This window comes from Pantoea sp. PGP6 (assembly GCF_053474785.1).
Genome location: NZ_JBQBMA010000001.1, coordinates 424221 through 439684, shown reverse-complemented (window position 1 = coordinate 439684; position 15464 = coordinate 424221). Strand labels below are relative to the sequence as shown.

At 57.4% G+C, this 15464-nt stretch carries 15 protein-coding genes; 7 read left to right on the top strand and 8 right to left on the bottom strand.

Features of this window, described 5'->3' with window-relative positions; genetic code table 11:
- Positions 1-81 precede the first annotated feature (81 nt).
- The gene (locus ACLIBF_RS02010; RefSeq protein WP_031376814.1) at positions 82-1986 is read left to right on the top strand and encodes an ABC transporter ATP-binding protein; all 1905 of its coding nucleotides are present in this window, start codon (positions 82-84) and stop codon (positions 1984-1986) included.
- Positions 1987-2037: 51 nt separating this feature from the next.
- On the opposite strand, the gene tauD is transcribed toward ACLIBF_RS02010, so the two are convergent.
- From tauD to tauA, 4 genes are read right to left on the bottom strand one after another with little or no spacing between them, the layout of a single operon-like run.
- Positions 2038-2877: a taurine dioxygenase gene (tauD, locus tag ACLIBF_RS02005; protein ID WP_031376813.1), complete on the bottom strand. Its 840-nt coding sequence runs from the start codon at positions 2875-2877 to the stop codon at positions 2038-2040.
- Positions 2874-3701 carry a taurine ABC transporter permease TauC gene (tauC, locus tag ACLIBF_RS02000; protein WP_031376812.1) on the bottom strand — a complete coding sequence of 276 codons (828 nt, stop codon included), beginning with the start codon at positions 3699-3701 and terminating at the stop codon, positions 2874-2876. The genes tauD and tauC overlap by 4 nt, the downstream gene beginning before the upstream one ends.
- Positions 3698-4465: a taurine ABC transporter ATP-binding subunit gene (gene tauB, locus ACLIBF_RS01995; RefSeq protein WP_031376811.1), complete on the bottom strand. Its 768-nt coding sequence runs from the start codon at positions 4463-4465 to the stop codon at positions 3698-3700. The genes tauC and tauB overlap by 4 nt, the downstream gene beginning before the upstream one ends.
- A 9-nt stretch (positions 4466-4474) precedes the next feature.
- Entirely contained in the window at positions 4475-5455 is a 981-nt protein-coding gene (gene tauA, locus ACLIBF_RS01990; RefSeq protein ID WP_279809632.1) for a taurine ABC transporter substrate-binding protein, read from the bottom strand.
- A gap of 237 nt (positions 5456-5692) precedes the next feature.
- On the opposite strand from tauA, the gene ACLIBF_RS01985 reads away from it, so the two are divergent.
- Positions 5693-6673, top strand: coding sequence for a LacI family DNA-binding transcriptional regulator (locus tag ACLIBF_RS01985; protein ID WP_031376809.1), 981 nt, complete (start codon positions 5693-5695; stop codon positions 6671-6673).
- Between the two features lies 1 nt (position 6674).
- On the opposite strand, the gene ACLIBF_RS01980 is transcribed toward ACLIBF_RS01985, so the two are convergent.
- Complete coding sequence (locus ACLIBF_RS01980) at positions 6675-7277, bottom strand: LysE family translocator (protein WP_031376808.1); 603 nt, start codon at positions 7275-7277, stop codon at positions 6675-6677.
- Positions 7278-7337: 60 nt separating this feature from the next.
- Between ACLIBF_RS01980 and ACLIBF_RS01975 the strand changes: the two genes are divergently transcribed.
- The 3 genes from ACLIBF_RS01975 (at position 7338) to ACLIBF_RS01965 (ending at position 9508) form a co-directional block, all read left to right on the top strand.
- Positions 7338-8354, top strand: coding sequence for a hydrolase (locus ACLIBF_RS01975; RefSeq protein ID WP_279809631.1), 1017 nt, complete (start codon positions 7338-7340; stop codon positions 8352-8354).
- Between the two features lie 4 nt (positions 8355-8358).
- A complete protein-coding gene (locus ACLIBF_RS01970; RefSeq protein ID WP_031376806.1) occupies positions 8359-8577 on the top strand; it encodes a YheU family protein in 219 nt (72 codons plus the stop codon).
- Between the two features lie 61 nt (positions 8578-8638).
- Complete coding sequence (locus ACLIBF_RS01965) at positions 8639-9508, top strand: phosphoribulokinase (protein WP_031376805.1); 870 nt, start codon at positions 8639-8641, stop codon at positions 9506-9508.
- A gap of 584 nt (positions 9509-10092) precedes the next feature.
- Here the strand turns inward: ACLIBF_RS01965 and ACLIBF_RS01960 are convergent.
- On the bottom strand, positions 10093-10497 hold the full coding sequence (locus ACLIBF_RS01960; protein ID WP_031376804.1) for an OsmC family protein: 405 nt from the start codon (positions 10495-10497) through the stop codon (positions 10093-10095).
- A 302-nt stretch (positions 10498-10799) separates the two neighbouring features.
- Between ACLIBF_RS01960 and crp the strand changes: the two genes are divergently transcribed.
- Together crp and ACLIBF_RS01950 are read left to right on the top strand one after the other, a co-directional pair.
- On the top strand, positions 10800-11432 hold the full coding sequence (crp, locus tag ACLIBF_RS01955; protein ID WP_000242758.1) for a cAMP-activated global transcriptional regulator CRP: 633 nt from the start codon (positions 10800-10802) through the stop codon (positions 11430-11432).
- Between the two features lie 57 nt (positions 11433-11489).
- Entirely contained in the window at positions 11490-13565 is a 2076-nt protein-coding gene (locus tag ACLIBF_RS01950) for a YccS/YhfK family putative transporter (RefSeq protein WP_069729407.1), read from the top strand.
- Between the two features lies 1 nt (position 13566).
- Here ACLIBF_RS01950 and argD read toward each other — a convergent pair whose 3' ends face one another.
- Together argD and ACLIBF_RS01940 are read right to left on the bottom strand one after the other, a co-directional pair.
- Positions 13567-14787, bottom strand: coding sequence for a bifunctional acetylornithine/succinyldiaminopimelate transaminase (gene argD, locus ACLIBF_RS01945; RefSeq protein WP_069729408.1), 1221 nt, complete (start codon positions 14785-14787; stop codon positions 13567-13569).
- A gap of 81 nt (positions 14788-14868) precedes the next feature.
- Positions 14869-15444, bottom strand: a complete 576-nt coding sequence (locus ACLIBF_RS01940) for an aminodeoxychorismate/anthranilate synthase component II (protein ID WP_031376801.1) — start codon at positions 15442-15444, stop codon at positions 14869-14871.
- Between the last annotated feature and the right edge of the window lie 20 nt (positions 15445-15464).

Below are 15464 nucleotides of genomic sequence, written 5' to 3'. Positions count from 1 at the left end.
GTTTTCCGCTACCATGCACGACGCAGCAAAATCTCATTATGTTGCCTGTAAATTAACATATTCTGACGATACGGCGCTTACATGATTGTCTTCTCTTCCTTACAAATTCGCCGCGGCATCCGCGTTCTGCTCGATAACGCCACCGCCACCATCAATCCTGGCCAGAAGGTCGGTCTGGTGGGTAAAAACGGCTGTGGTAAATCCACGCTGCTGTCGCTGTTAAAAGGTGAGATCACCAGCGATGCCGGCTCAGTCACTTTTCCGTCCAACTGGGCGCTGGCCTGGGTCAATCAGGAGACGCCGGCGCTGGGTAAACCGGCCCTGGAGTACGTGATTGACGGTGACCGTGAGTATCGCCAGCTTGAGGCGGAACTGGCAGACGCCAACCAGCGCGACGACGGCAATGCCATTGCCCTGCTGCACGGCAAGCTCGATGCGGTACAGGCATGGAGCATCCATGCGCGCGCCGCCAGCCTGCTGCACGGCCTGGGCTTCAGTCAGGAGCAGTTGCAGCGGCCGGTCAGCGACTTTTCCGGCGGCTGGCGCATGCGTCTTAACCTGGCGCAGGCGCTGATCTGCCGTTCCGATCTGCTGCTGCTTGATGAACCAACCAACCACCTCGATCTCGATGCGGTGATCTGGCTGGAGCGCTGGCTGAAAAGCTACGAAGGCACGCTAATCCTGATCTCCCATGACCGCGACTTCCTCGATCCGGTGGTCGACAAGATTGTGCACATCGAACAGCAGGCGATGTACGAATATACCGGTAACTACACCTCGTTTGAGCGGCAGCGCGTCGCCAAACTGGCACAGCAGCAGTCACTGTATGAGAGCCAGCAGGAGAAAGTGGCGCACCTACAGAGTTATATCGACCGCTTCCGCGCTCAGGCCACCAAGGCGAAGCAGGCACAGAGCCGCATCAAAATGCTGGAACGCATGGAGATGATTGCGCCTGCCCACGTCGATAACCCGTTCAGCTTCAGCTTCCGCGCGCCAGAAAACCTGCCGAATCCGTTGCTGAAGATGGAAAAAGTCACGGCGGGTTATGGCGATCGCATTATCCTCGACGCGATCAAACTCAACCTGGTACCCGGCTCACGCATCGGTTTGCTCGGCCGTAACGGCGCCGGTAAATCGACCCTGATCAAGCTGCTGGCTGGCGAACTTGAGGCGATGGAAGGCAAGATTGGTCTGGCAAAAGGGATCAAGCTGGGCTACTTCGCACAGCATCAGCTGGAGTATTTACGGGCTGATGAGTCGCCGGTACAGCATCTGGCGCGCATCGCACCAAACGTGCTGGAGCAGCAGCTGCGTGACTACCTCGGCGGATTTGGTTTTCAGGGTGACAAAGTCAGCGAAATCACCGAACGCTTCTCGGGCGGGGAGAAGGCGCGACTGGTGCTGGCATTGATCGTCTGGCAGCGTCCTAACCTGCTGCTGCTTGATGAACCGACTAACCACCTCGATCTGGATATGCGACAGGCGCTGACCGAAGCGTTGATCGATTTCGAAGGCGCGCTGGTGGTGGTATCGCACGATCGCCACCTGCTGCGCGCTACCACCGACGATCTCTATCTGGTGCATGACGGCAAAGTGGACGTGTTTGAGGGCGACCTCGAAGATTATCAGCAGTGGCTGAGCGATCTGCAGAAACAGCAGGCGCAACAGGATGCGCCGCCGAAGCTGGATAACGGCAACAGCGCCCAGGCCCGTAAAGATCAGAAGCGCCGGGACGCAGAGCTACGCGCGCAAACGCAACCGCTACGCAAAGAGATTGAGAAGCTGGAAAAGCAGATGACCCGCTGGCAAAGCCAGCTGGCCGAAGCGGAAAACCAGCTGGCCGACAGCGCGATTTATGAGCAAAGCCGTAAGGCGGATCTGACGGCCGCCCTGCAGCGTCAGGCCGAGAGTAAGTCGGCGCTGGAAGAGGTCGAGATGGCCTGGCTGGACGCGCAGGAAAAATTAGAGCAGATGATGGCCAGTTAAACGGCTGGCGTTCTCCCTTTAACCGGGGGAGAGCGCCGCTGACTCTGCGTCTTAAAACGGCTTATCCCCCAGCACCGTTGCCCGCTGCATTATCCGCCGCGCCGGATAGTAATCGGCATTAGCATAATGCTGGGTAACCCGGTTATCCCAGATAGCCAAATCGTTCGGCTGCCAGCGCCAGCGCACCTGGAATTCCGGCTTAGTGACGTGGCTGAACAGGAAGCTCAGCAGCGTCTCACTCTCTTTCTCGCTCAGATCAACAATCCGCGTGGTAAAGCCTTCGTTCACAAACAGCGCTTTTTTGCCGCTGACCGGATGTGTACGGATTACCGGATGCTGCACCGGCGGATGCTTCGCCACCGCCTGCTGCCAGCGCTGATGCTCCTCTTCCGTTTTGCGGTACTTATATTCCTGGAAAGACTTTTTGAAATCGTGCTCGGCGGTCAGGCCGGCCAGCAGGGCTTTAAACGGTGCCGAGAGCGCCTCATAAGCAGCAATGCCGCTGGTCCAGAGCGTGTCCCCTCCCGCCTCCGGCAGAACTTTTGACGCCAGCAACGCAATCGCCGGTGGCGTTTCGATAAACGTCACGTCGGTATGCCAGTTATCGTTATCCGGTGGATTGTCCTGATGCGTGTCCAGCACGATGATCTCTTCAACCCCGTCGGCGTGCGGATAGACCGGGTGAATATGCAGATCGCCGAAGCGGATCGCCAGCGCCCGGTGCTGCTCCGGCGTAATCACCTGGTCACGCAGAAACAGTACCTGATGACGCAGCAGGCCATGGTAGAGCTGTTCAAACTGCGCATCACTGAGCGGCCGTGAAACATCAAGGTTGGAAACCTGGGCGCCAATATACGGACCAAGCGGTTGAAAATTCAGACGTTCATTCATGATTGTTCTCCATTCCACGGCGTCAGACGGCGCTGCAGGGCCCGTAAGCCGAGTTCTAAACTAAACGCGATTAAGGCGATGACCGCGATGCCCGCCAGCACCACATCGGTGGCAAGAAACTCCCCGGCGGACTGCACCATAAAACCGAGCCCCCGGGTGGCGGCGATCAGTTCAGCCGCCACCAGCGTTGACCAACCGACCCCCAGACCGATGCGCAGTCCGGTCAGAATTTCGGGCAGCGCGCCAGGCAGAATGACCCAGCGCAGCAGTTGCCAGCGGGAAGCGCCCAGCGACTGTGCCGCCCGGATGCGTACCTGTTGCGCATTACGCACCCCGGCTAAGGTAGAGAGGGTGACCGGCGCAAAAATGGCCAGATAAATCAGCAGGATTTTCGAGGTCTCACCAATGCCGAACCAGATCACCATCAAAGGCAGGTAGGCCAGCGGTGGGATTGGACGATAAAGTTCGATCAGCGGGTCAAGCAATCCACGCGCCACCGGGCTCAGGCCCATCAGAATCCCGACCGGAATTCCGATAGCGGCGGCGGCAAACAGCGCGATCAACATGCGGGTCAGGCTGGCTGTCAGATGCTGCCACAGCGTGGCGTCCATAAACCCTTGTGGGCTGGCAATCAGCAGCAGTTTGCTGAATACCTGCTGCGGCGGCGGTAAAAACAGCGGCGCGATTAACCCCAGCGCGGTCACGCCCCACCACACCAGTAACAGCAGTAATACGCTCAGTACGCTTAATGAAAAGCGGGTAGAAAAAGGCCAGCGCAGTCGGCGTCGCACCGGCAAGGTTTTGTCGTTGATTAACGCACTCATGCGAACGCCTCCCGTTGCTCAAACACCCGGCTCAGCACATATTCGCGCTGAGCAATAAACTGCGGATCGGATTTGATGCTGCGGCACGGCTCTCCATCGGCAAAGCGCTGACCAAAATCGGGCCGCAGCCGCTCGACAATGCGTCCGGGTCCCGGCGACAGCAGGATCAGTTCGCTGGCGAGAAAAATCGCCTCTTCAATATCGTGGGTAATCAGCAGGATCTGTTTGCCGCTGTCGCGCCACAGCGTCAGCAACAAGGTCTGCATCTGTTCGCGGGTAAAGGCATCAAGCGCGCCAAACGGCTCATCCAGCAGCAGCAGGCGCGGATCGGTCGCCAGCGCGCGCGCAATGCCAACCCGCTGCCGCTGACCGCCTGATAACTGCCAGATTGCCCGCTTTTCCGCGCCTTCCAGGCCGACCTGCCTGATCAGCCGGCGCGCAATGGCTTCACGCTCCTGACGCGCCATGCCAGCCAGTTGCAAACCGAAGGCGACGTTATCCAGCACGTTGCGCCACGGCAGTAAGCCTTCATGCTGAAACACCACTCCGCGGTCAGCCCCCGGTCCGGTGACCGGCTGGTTATCCAGCGTGATGCTGCCCGATTCCACCGGCAAAAAACCGGCTACCAGGTTGAGCAGCGTGGTCTTACCGCAGCCTGACGGCCCCAGCACCACCAGCAGTTCACGGCGATCGATCTGCAGATTGATATCCTGCAACACCGGTTGCCCGGCATAACGCGCATTCAGATGAGCGATGCGTAGCATGAGGACTCCTTAAGGTTTGGCTAACGGCACGACAAAGCGGGAGGTCACGTAACTGCTGTAATCGTTATCCGCCTGCGGCACTCTGCCCTGCGCTTTCAGAAACTGGGCCGTGTCGACAATCGCCTTGTTCACCGGCTTGCCCAGCTGTTCAATCTGCTGTTGCGCCGTCAGGTAGGTGTTGCCTTTTACCAGGCCGGGCACCTGCGCTTCCGGTACGCCGCTCAGCCGTGACAGCTTGCTGAGATTATCAGGCTGCTTCAGCCAGCTATCAGGATTGTCGAGATAGGATTGCTGCGCGGCCAGCGCGCTGCGGGCAAAGGCGGTGACGATCTCCGGATGCTGCCGGGCGAAGTCTTTGCGCACCACCCAGACGTCGAGAGTGGGCGATCCCCAGCTTCCCACCTGCGCAGAGTCGGTTAACACCTTGCCGTTTTTCTCCAGCTCATTGACTGCAGGTGCCCAGACGTAGGCACCATCAATGTCGCCACGCTGCCAGGCAGCGATAATCGCGGGCGGCTGCAGATTGACCAGCTGCACCTGTGACGGCTTGATGCCCCAGTGTTTCAGCGCCGCCAGCAGGCTGTAATGGGTCGTAGAGATGAACGGCACGGCGATGCGTTTACCGATCAGATCCTGCGGTGTTGTGATGTTCTTCTTCACCACTAAGGCTTCAGAGTTACCGAGCTGAGAAGCCAGCAAAAAGGCTTCGATGGGCAGCTTCTGCGCCGCAGCGACCGCTAACGGACTGGAGCCGATATTGCCGATTTGTACGTCGCCCGACGCCAGCGCGCGCAGCACACCGGCACCGCTGTCAAACTTACGCCAGTCAACGCTGGCACCACTCTCTTTGGCGAAACTGTTGTCCGCCTGCGCCACCTTGGCCGGTTCGGCAGAAGTCTGATACGCCACGGTGACATTGACCGCGTCCGCCCGGAAGGCCAGCAGCGCCAGCGCTGCGGCTAAAAACGTTAAACGTGCTGTAACTGCCATGATTGCTACCCCACCCTTTTTATGATGGAAGCAGTGTCTCTGGCGGCAATAATTTCACCAAGGAATTAAAAATTATCCCTAATAGAAATAAGTTCTTAGATCACTATCTGCAAAACTAAGCTAAAAATCGCAAATGCTGAAAACAGCGCCAGCATAAAAAAATGTCAGGCGCTCACATTCGGCCTGTGCTATTGATATGCGTTCCCGTTTCTTGCTTGTAAAAGGTCTTTGTGTTCGATGTCGATTGAGAAAGTCGCTCAGCTGGCTGGCGTCTCTAAAGCCACGGTGTCGCGGGTTCTCAACGCCCATCCCGGCGTCAAACCCGATACGCGTGAGAAAGTGCTGTCGGCTATCGCCGCCTGTGACTACCAGCCCAACTTATTAGCCCGACAACTGCGCACGGCGCAAAGCCACATGCTGCTGGTGTTGATTTCGGACATCACCAATCCCTTCTGCTCGCGGGTGGTACAGGGCATTGAGGCGGAAGCCGAGCTGCACGGTTATCACATCCTGCTCTGCCACTCCGCCTCGCAGTTACAGCGTGAAGCCGCCTATCTCACGCTGCTGACCGGCAAAGTAGTGGATGGCGTGATCACCATGGATGCGGCGTCGGGACTGCAGGATTTGCAGCACATCATTGCAGGCGCGCCGTGGGTCCAGTGCTCGGAGTTCGATCCGGCTATCCCGGCCTCTTCCGTCACCATCGATCATCTCGACGCGGCACGCGATACCGTCCACTACCTTGCCGGCAAAGGCCGCAAACGCATCGGGCTGGTTAACGGGGATATGCGCTACCTCTATTCGCACCATCGTGAACAGGGCTACCAGCAGGCGATAAACGCGCTGGGACTGCAGTGGTCAGGGGTCGCCTACGCCAGCGATATCTCCACGGAAGCGGGCAGCCAGGCACTACAACAATTACTGGCGATGCCGCAACCGCCGGATGCGATTTTTGCCGTGTCGGATGTGCTGGCTGTGGGGGTGATTCATGCCGCGCTGCAAGCGGGGCTGCGCGTGCCGGAAGATCTGGCGGTAGTGGGTTTTGACGGCATTCCATTTACCGGCAGCCTTAACCCGCCGCTGACCACCATCGAACAACCGATGTATCAGCTCGGGGCGCGAAGCGTGCAGCTGTTGTTGCAGAAAATCCGTCAGCCGCACGCGCCGGTAATCCGTGAAGTCCTGCCCTGGAAGCGCGTTGAACGCGCCTCCAGTTAACTCAGTGCCAGATCAACAGCACGCAGGCTGCCGTCAGCAATCCCATGGCGAGATTAAAGATTTTCCAGGCGCGGCGGCTGCGTAAAATGCGGCCAATCATTGCGCCGAATCCCATCCAGATCAGGCCGGACACCAGATTGACGATAAACATGCCGAGACTGATCGCCATCACCGATTGACGATAGGCATCGCCAGCCAGGCTAAAGCTGGCGACCGCGCCCAGCGCCATCAGCCAGGCTTTGGGATTGATCAGCTGCAGTAATCCGCCCTGCCAGAACGGCATGGGCGACTCCGGCACCTGATCGGTTTCCAGTTTTTCGTAGCTGGCGGTGGCAATTTTCCATGCCAGCCACAGCAGGTAGAGGCTACCGGCGATTTTCAGCACCAGATGCAGTGAGGGATAGAGCAGGATCAGTCCGCCGACGCCAAACGCCACCATCAGCAGCATGACCTGCATGCCGATCATGATGCCAATCATCAGAGGAATGGTCCGCAGGAAGCCAAAATTGGCGCCGCCCGCAGTAAGTAACATATTATTAGGGCCTGGCGTGATCGCGGCGACCCAAAGGAATCCTAACATCGACAAGAAAAGACTCAGTTCCATAGCAATCGGGTGCTCCTCACCCCCAGCAAGCAAAAAACCTATCGAAGCTAACAGCGCGATATGGAACAGACAAGCTTTTACCCGATGAAATTAATCGCACCCGACACGGATCAATTTACGCCGTTAGCCGGCATGCGCAATGCGCATCTGCAAACGGTACTGCCACGCCTGCTACGGCGGCAGATCAAGCTCGATCCTCACTGGCAGCGTCTCGATCTGCCCGATGGCGATTTTGTCGATCTCGCCTGGAGTGAAGATCCGTATCTGGCACAGCACAAACCCCGGGTGGTGCTGTTTCACGGACTGGAAGGCAGTTTCCACAGCCCCTATATCCACGGGCTGATGGAAATTTGCCGCGCACGCGGCTGGCTGGCGGTGGTGATGCACTTCCGCGGATGCAGCGGCGAACCTAACCGGCTGAACCGTATCTATCATTCCGGTGAAACCGAAGATGCACGCTATTTTCTGCACTGGCTGCAAACCCGCTGGGGTCGGGTACCGACCGTGGCGGTGGGTTTTTCGCTCGGCGGTAACATGCTGGGCTGCCTGCTGGGTCAGCAGGGATCCGATGCGCCGGTTGACGCGGGCGTCATCGTCTCCGCGCCGCTGCTGCTGGAGCCGTGCAGCGTCAAACTGGAGCGCGGCTTCTCGCGCTTTTACCAATACTATTTACTGGCGCAGCTGAAGAAGAACGCCCGGCGCAAACTGCACGCCTGGCCGGAAACGTTGCCGGTGAATCTGACGCAGCTTAAAGCGCTACGCCGGCTACGCGACTTCGATGACGCGATCACCGCCCGCGCCCACGGTTTCAGCGATGCGGCTGACTATTATCAGCGCGCCAGCGCCCTGCCCTGGCTGAAACAGGTCGATAAGCCGCTGCTGATCATTCATGCCAAAGATGACCCGTTCATGAGTGATGAGGTGATCCCGCACAGCAGCCAATTATCTGCCACTATTACTTATCAACTGACGCCGCACGGCGGTCACGTTGGCTTTGTCGGCGGGACGTTGCGCCAGCCCGAAATGTGGCTTGAACAGCGCATACCCCAGTGGATTGCCCCTTTTCTGGATACCTAACGTTGTGATTATTCCCTGGCAACAGGTCTCACCTGAGACGCTTGAAAATCTGATTGAAACTTTCGTGCTGCGTGAAGGCACCGACTACGGCGAGCAGGAACGCAGCCTGAGCGAAAAAGTGGCTGACGTGCGCCGTCAGCTGGAAACCGGCGAAGTGGTGCTGGTGTGGTCGGAACTGCATGAATCGGTCAATATTATGCCGCGCAAAGAATTTCGCGGCTGATGCAGCCGGCGGCAATTCATGTTAACAATGCGCATGGCCCGACTTCACAGGGAGCTTTTTTATGTCAGCACGCCATCCGATAATCGCCGTCACCGGTTCCAGCGGCGCGGGGACCACCACCACCAGTCTCGCGTTCCGTAAAATCTTTCAGCAGCTCGATCTGCACGCTGCCGAACTGGAAGGCGACAGTTTCCACCGTTTCACCCGGCCTGAAATGGATATGGCAATCCGCAAGGCGCGCGATTTGGGCCGTCATGTCAGCTATTTCGGTCCGGAAGCCAATGACTTTGGCCTGCTGGAGCAGAGCTTCAGGCAGTATGGGCTCAACGGCCAGGGCCAGTCGCGTAAATACCTGCACACCTATGACGAAGCGGTACCGTGGAATCAGGTGCCGGGCACCTTTACGCCGTGGCAGCCGCTGCCGCAAAACACCGATATCCTGTTTTACGAAGGACTGCACGGTGGCGTGGTGACCGCCCAGCATAACGTAGCGGAGCATGTCGACCTGCTGGTGGGCGTGGTGCCAATTGTTAACCTCGAGTGGATTCAGAAGCTGGTGCGTGACACCAGCGAACGCGGCCATTCGCGTGAAGCGGTAATGGATTCGGTGGTGCGCTCAATGGAGGATTACATCAACTTCATTACGCCGCAGTTCTCGCGCACCCATCTTAACTTCCAGCGAGTGCCGACGGTCGATACCTCAAACCCGTTCGCTGCCCGCGCTATTCCGTCACTGGATGAGAGCTTTGTGGTGATCCACTTTCAGGCGCTGGACGATATCGACTTCCCTTATCTGCTGGCGATGCTGCAGGGCTCGTTTATCTCGCACATCAATACGCTGGTAGTGCCTGGCGGCAAAATGGGTCTGGCGATGGAGCTGATCATGGGTCCGCTGGTGAAGCGGCTGGTGGAAGGCAAGCGGATAGAATAAGAGGCCAGCAAAAACCGCTCTGAGAGCAGATGTCTTTAACAAAGAGAGTAAAACTGGCTTTCCTGCGGCTAAAGACTTACCCCTGGGCAGGCTTCAGGGAGCATACACCTTTCGCAAAGACGCAAAACCGTTATCGCTGGCAGGCTCAGCACGGGCCATCCCTGGCCCGCGATGCTTTGCTACAGGCATATGCTCCCTTCGCTTCACGTCCGACAACCGCATCCGGTTTCAGGAAGGTCGCTACAGACAACCTCTGGGCAGAAAGAATCTGGCAGCAATAGATAAGTTCAACACGCTGGGAACCGGGTCAGAAGAGGAAAGCGTCCCGCCGCCCGGATAAAAACGCCGGGAGCGTTTTTGAACAACGCAAAGCGTTGGCCCGGCTACGGGCGCGCCTCAGGGATGAGGTGCGTAATCGCGCAGGCCGAGCGGCCAGGGATTGGCTTAAACGACTTTCCGATCTGACCCGGTTCCCTGCGCAGGCACAGTATCAAAACGGATTCCCTGCCCAGGCACAGTCTTAAAGCAACCTGCATCAGATACTGGAAGTGAAGTTAGCAGGTCTGCAATGACCCTTGCGGCTACTACAGTTCGATCACTTCATAGCTGTGGGTGATGGTAACCCCTTTGCCCAGCATGATGGCGACCGAGCAATATTTTTCAGCAGAAAGATCCACCGCGCGTGAGACCGCCTTATCCTGTAGCGCTTTGCCGCTCACGATAAAGTGCAGGTTGATGTGCGTAAAGATTCGCGGCGCCTCTTCACGACGTTCTGAGGTCAGTTTTACTTCACAATCAGCCACATCGTTGCGACCTTTTTGCAGAATTGAAACCACGTCGATGGCGCTGCATCCGCCCGCCGCCATCAGCACCATCTCCATTGGGCTGGGCGCTTTATCACCCGAATTGCCATCCATTAATACCTGATGTCCGGATGACGACTCACCGAGGAATGTCAGCCCTTCTACCCATTTCACTCTTGCCTGCATGATTTTCGCTCCAGAATATGCGGTTTTGCCGTCAGAGTACGCTTTCGCCTGGTAAACAGCAATCCAGAGAAATCCGCCGTTAGCTGAAGCGAGACAACAGAAGACAGTCGGCAAAAGCTGTGCTACAAACAGTGCTGAAAATATTTTTCGTCACCCGATGGCGAAGCCGGGAAGAATGATGCGCACTGCGCCGAATGCAGCCCGAATAATTTCCTGTAAGGGAAACGCTTGAAGCTTTCATCGCCTGACAGGGAAACTGCCCCCTGTATTTTGGGCACGATTACAACAGAGGATAATAGCGAATGGTTCTCGGCAAACCGCAAACAGACCCTACACTCGAATGGTTCCTGTCCCATTGCCATATTCACAAGTATCCATCCAAAAGTACGCTGATTCACCAAGGTGAAAAAGCTGAAACGCTTTACTACATCGTGAAAGGTTCCGTTGCGGTTCTGATCAAAGATGAAGAAGGCAAAGAGATGATTCTTTCTTACCTGAATCAGGGCGATTTCATTGGCGAGCTTGGCCTGTTCGAAGAAGGTCAGGAGCGCAGCGCCTGGGTACGTGCCAAAACCGCGTGCGAAGTGGCGGAGATTTCTTACAAGAAATTCCGTCAGCTGATCCAGGTTAACCCGGATATCCTGATGCGACTGTCGTCGCAGATGGCGCGTCGCCTGCAGGTTACGTCGGAAAAAGTGGGTAATCTCGCTTTCCTCGATGTGACCGGACGCATTGCTCAGACTCTGCTTAACCTGGCGAAGCAGCCAGACGCCATGACGCATCCCGACGGCATGCAAATTAAAATTACTCGTCAGGAAATTGGCCAAATCGTTGGTTGTTCACGTGAAACCGTGGGCCGTATTTTGAAGATGCTGGAAGATCAGAACCTGATCTCTGCACACGGCAAAACCATCGTCGTTTACGGCACCCGCTAATTCCTGTCACCCACGGCGTGATGGCAACATCGCGCCGTTATTGTTTGTGTTGGGCCGATGTGGCGTCGAATTATTTACCATCCTGAAGTCAATTACGCCTTGCGGCAAACCCTGGTGCTCTGTCTGCCAGTGGCGCTGGGCTGGCTGGCTGGCGACCTGCAAAAAGGTCTGCTGTTCTCGTTAGTTCCCGCCTGTTGCAATATCGCCGGTCTGGATACCCCGCATAAACGCTTCTTCAAACGCCTGATTGTCGGCGGCAGCCTGTTTGCGCTCGGCAGCTTTCTGATTCAGTGGCTGACGCAGCACGCCATTCCGCTGCCGCTGATTCTGTTCGCCTTGCCGTTGCTGCTGGGGGTCACCGGCGAAATCAGCCCGCTGCACGGCCGTCTGCTGCCCGGCACCCTGATCGCCGCCATCTTCACGCTGAGCCTGATTGGCCGTATGCCGATCTATGTGCCGCCGCTGCTCTATATCGGCGGCACGCTATGGTATGGGCTGTTTAACTGGTTCTGGTTCTGGCTGTGGAAAGAGCAGCCGATGCGTGAAAGCCTGAGCCTGATCTACCGTGAGCTGGCCAACTATTGCGACGCCAAATATACCCTGCTGACTCAGCTGACCGATCCGGAAAAGGCCCTGCCGCCGCTGCTGGCGCGTCAGCAAAAAGTGGTCGATATGATCACCACCTGTTACCAGCAGATGCACATGCTTTCCGCCAGCCGGGATCACAGCCATAAGCGGCTGACCCGCGCCTTTCAGGTGGCGCTGGACCTGCAGGAGCACATCTCGGTCAGCCTGCATCAGCCGGAAGAGGTGCAGAAACTGGTGGAGCAGAGCCATGCCGAAGCGGTGATCCGCTGGAACGCCCAGACTATTTCGGCCCGCTTACGGGTGCTGGCGGATAACATTCTCTATCACCAGTTGCCGGATCGTTTTGGCATGGAGAAGCAGCTCAGCGCGCTGGAAAAAATCGCCCGCCAGCATCCTGACAATCCGGTGGGAAATTTCTGTCTCTACCACTTCAATCGGATTGCGCGGGTGCTGCGCACCCAAAAACCGCTCTATCAACGTGACCTGATGGCCGATCGTCAGCGCCGTCTGCCGCTTCTGCCGGCGCTGCGCAGCTATCTGTCCTGGCGTTCGTCGGCACTGCGCACTGCCGGGCGCTTTGCGGTGATGCTGATGCTGGGCAGCGCGCTGGCGCTGTTTTTTAACATCCCTAAACCGTACTGGATTCTGATGACCATTATGTTCGTCAGCCAGAACGGCTACAGCGCCACCCGCGTTCGCATCCAGCACCGGGCGCTGGGCACCTTTGCCGGCCTGGTGATTGCGGCTGCTACCTTACGCCTGGCGGTGCCGGAGTCGCTGGTGCTGCTGATCATGCTGGTGATCACCTTTATCAGCTACCGGTTTACCCGCCAGTTTTACGGCTGGTCGATGATCGGCTTTACGGTGACGGCGGTTTACTCGCTGCAGTTGCTGTCGCTGAATGGGGCGCAGTTCCTGCTGCCGCGCCTGATGGATACGCTGATGGGGTGCCTGATCGCCTTTGGCGGAATGTTGTGGCTGTGGCCGCAGTGGCAGAGTGGCTTATTGCGGCAAAACGCCCATGACGCGCTGGAAACCTATCAGGATGCGCTACGGCTGCTGCTGGGGGCGGAACAGTCACCGGAGAAACTGGCGTATCAGCGGGTACGGGTCAATCAGGCTCACAATGCGCTGTTTAACTCCCTGAACCAGGCGATGCAGGAACCGGCTTTTAACGCTCAGTACCTCAAGGATATGCGTCTGTGGGTCACCCACAGCCAGTTTATTGTTGAGCACATCAATGCAATGACGATTCTGGCGCGTGAACACACCATGCTGACCGCCACGTTAGCTGAGCGTTATCTGCAGTCCTGCGAAATTGCGCTGCAACGTTGTCAGCAGCGACTGGAATATGATGGTGCCAGTTCGCAGGTTAACCTGCTGGATGAGCTGGAAAACATTAATGAAGGGCCGGTCACGGTGGTGGAACAGCATGTACGCCGCATTCTGGATCATCTGAGCGTGATGCACACCATTTCATCTCTGGCGTGGAGCCAGCGACCGCAACATGGCCGCTGGCTGAGCAGACGGTTACGCAAAAACTAAATCAGCCGGTAATCACCTTGCCGACGGCGGTGGCGAAGCGGCGCATACCCTCTTCGATGTCGGCGGGTTCGATGATCAGCGAAGGTGCAAAACGCATCACGTCCGTGCCGGCCACCAGCACCATTACCCCTTCAGCGGCTGCCGCATTGAGGATATCGCGCGCCTTGCCGGCATGCTGAGGCTTCAGCGCCGCGCCAATCAGCAGGCCTTTGCCGCGAATATCACTGAACAGATCGTACTTCGCATCAATCGCCTGCAGCGCGCTGACAAACTGCTGACGCCGGACGCCAACGCCTTCCAGCACTGCCGGGGTATTGATGATATCCAGCGCGGTCTCGGCAATGGCGCAGGCCAGCGGATTGCCGCCGTAGGTGGTGCCGTGCACGCCAGGGGCCATGGTGGAGGCGATCTCATGGGTAGTCAGCATGGCGCTGACCGGGAAACCGCCACCCAGCGCTTTGGCCGAGGTCAGAATATCGGGTTGCACGCCATAGTGCTCATAAGCAAACAGCTTGCCGCTGCGTCCCATACCGCTCTGCACTTCATCCAGCACCAGCAGTGCCTGGTATTGATCGCACAGTTCACGCAGCCCGTGCATAAACTCTTCGGTTGCGGGCACCACGCCGCCCTCACCCTGAATCGGTTCGACCACGATAGCGCAGGTATGATCGTCGATAACCGCCTTAACCGCAGCCAGATCGTTGAACGGCACGTGGACGATATCGGCAGGTTTAGGGCCAAAGCCATCGGAATATTTTGGCTGTCCGCCGACCGTCACGGTAAACAGCGTCCGGCCGTGGAAAGCATTGTGGAAGGCGATGATCTTACTTTTGAACGGGCTGTGACGTTTGCAGGCGTAATAGCGTGCCAGCTTGAACGCCGCCTCATTCGCTTCTGCACCGGAGTTGGCGAAAAACACCCGCTCGGCAAAGGTGGCATTGATTAACTTGCTGGCGAGACGCAGTGCCGGTTCGTTGGTGAAGACGTTACTGGTATGCCACAGCGTTTCGCCCTGGCTTTTCAGCGTTTCCACCAGCGCAGGATGGCAATGGCCGAGCGCAGTCACGGCGATGCCGCCCGAAAAGTCGATATATTCTTTGCCCTGCTGATCCCAGACGCGGCTGCCCTTGCCTTTGACCGGCACGAACTGCGCTGGTGCATAAACAGGCAAAATAACGTTATCGAACGTTTCCCGTGTGACCGCAATTTTTTCGGCTGCCATTAGTGACCCCATTTGAATGATTGTTGTACCGCTGTGAAATAATAATCACAAAATATGCATAAAAAATCACTCAAAGGCAAACTATTGCGACAGGAAATTGCGCAGCAGCTGGTGTCCCTGCTCGCTGAGAATGCTTTCAGGATGGAATTGCACCCCTTCCAGTGCCAGGGTTTTATGGCGGATGCCCATGATCTCGTCGGGCTGTCCGTCACGCAGGCTCCAGGCGGTGACCTCAAAGACGTCAGGCAGCGTATCGCGTTTTACGATCAATGAATGGTAACGGGTAACGGTGAGGGGATTATTCAACTGGCGGAACACGCCGCTGTTGCTGTGCTGAATCAGCGAGGTTTTACCGTGCATCACCTGACGGGCGCGCACGACCTCGCCGCCCCAGGCCTGCGCAATCGCCTGATGTCCGAGGCAAACGCCCAGCACCGGCAGGCGTCCGGCAAAATGGCGAATCGCCGCCAGTGAAATGCCGGATTCGTTGGGGGTACAGGGTCCCGGGGAAATCACCAGATGGGTCAGCGGCAGCGCATCCATCTGCTGCAGGGTGATGGCATCGTTGCGCACCACCCGAACCTGCGCGCCCAGCTCGCAGAAATATTGATAGAGATTCCAGCTAAAGGAGTCGTAGTTGTCGATCAGCAGCAGCATGACTAATCCAGAGTGGTTAC

Bases quoted from the DNA above. Each gene is read 5' to 3' on its own strand.
- ACLIBF_RS02010 (WP_031376814.1), top strand. From the start codon at position 82: ATGATTGTCTTCTCTTCCTTACAAATTCGCCGCGGCATCCGCGTTCTG.
- tauD (WP_031376813.1), bottom strand. From the start codon at position 2,877: ATGAATGAACGTCTGAATTTTCAACCGCTTGGTCCGTATATTGGCGCC.
- tauC (WP_031376812.1), bottom strand. From the start codon at position 3,701: ATGAGTGCGTTAATCAACGACAAAACCTTGCCGGTGCGACGCCGACTG.
- tauB (WP_031376811.1), bottom strand. From the start codon at position 4,465: ATGCTACGCATCGCTCATCTGAATGCGCGTTATGCCGGGCAACCGGTG.
- tauA (WP_279809632.1), bottom strand. From the start codon at position 5,455: ATGGCAGTTACAGCACGTTTAACGTTTTTAGCCGCAGCGCTGGCGCTG.
- ACLIBF_RS01985 (WP_031376809.1), top strand. From the start codon at position 5,693: ATGTCGATTGAGAAAGTCGCTCAGCTGGCTGGCGTCTCTAAAGCCACG.
- ACLIBF_RS01980 (WP_031376808.1), bottom strand. From the start codon at position 7,277: ATGGAACTGAGTCTTTTCTTGTCGATGTTAGGATTCCTTTGGGTCGCC.
- ACLIBF_RS01975 (WP_279809631.1), top strand. From the start codon at position 7,338: ATGGAACAGACAAGCTTTTACCCGATGAAATTAATCGCACCCGACACG.
- ACLIBF_RS01965 (WP_031376805.1), top strand. From the start codon at position 8,639: ATGTCAGCACGCCATCCGATAATCGCCGTCACCGGTTCCAGCGGCGCG.
- ACLIBF_RS01960 (WP_031376804.1), bottom strand. From the start codon at position 10,497: ATGCAGGCAAGAGTGAAATGGGTAGAAGGGCTGACATTCCTCGGTGAG.
- crp (WP_000242758.1), top strand. From the start codon at position 10,800: ATGGTTCTCGGCAAACCGCAAACAGACCCTACACTCGAATGGTTCCTG.
- ACLIBF_RS01950 (WP_069729407.1), top strand. From the start codon at position 11,490: ATGTGGCGTCGAATTATTTACCATCCTGAAGTCAATTACGCCTTGCGG.
- argD (WP_069729408.1), bottom strand. From the start codon at position 14,787: ATGGCAGCCGAAAAAATTGCGGTCACACGGGAAACGTTCGATAACGTT.
- ACLIBF_RS01940 (WP_031376801.1), bottom strand. From the start codon at position 15,444: ATGCTGCTGCTGATCGACAACTACGACTCCTTTAGCTGGAATCTCTAT.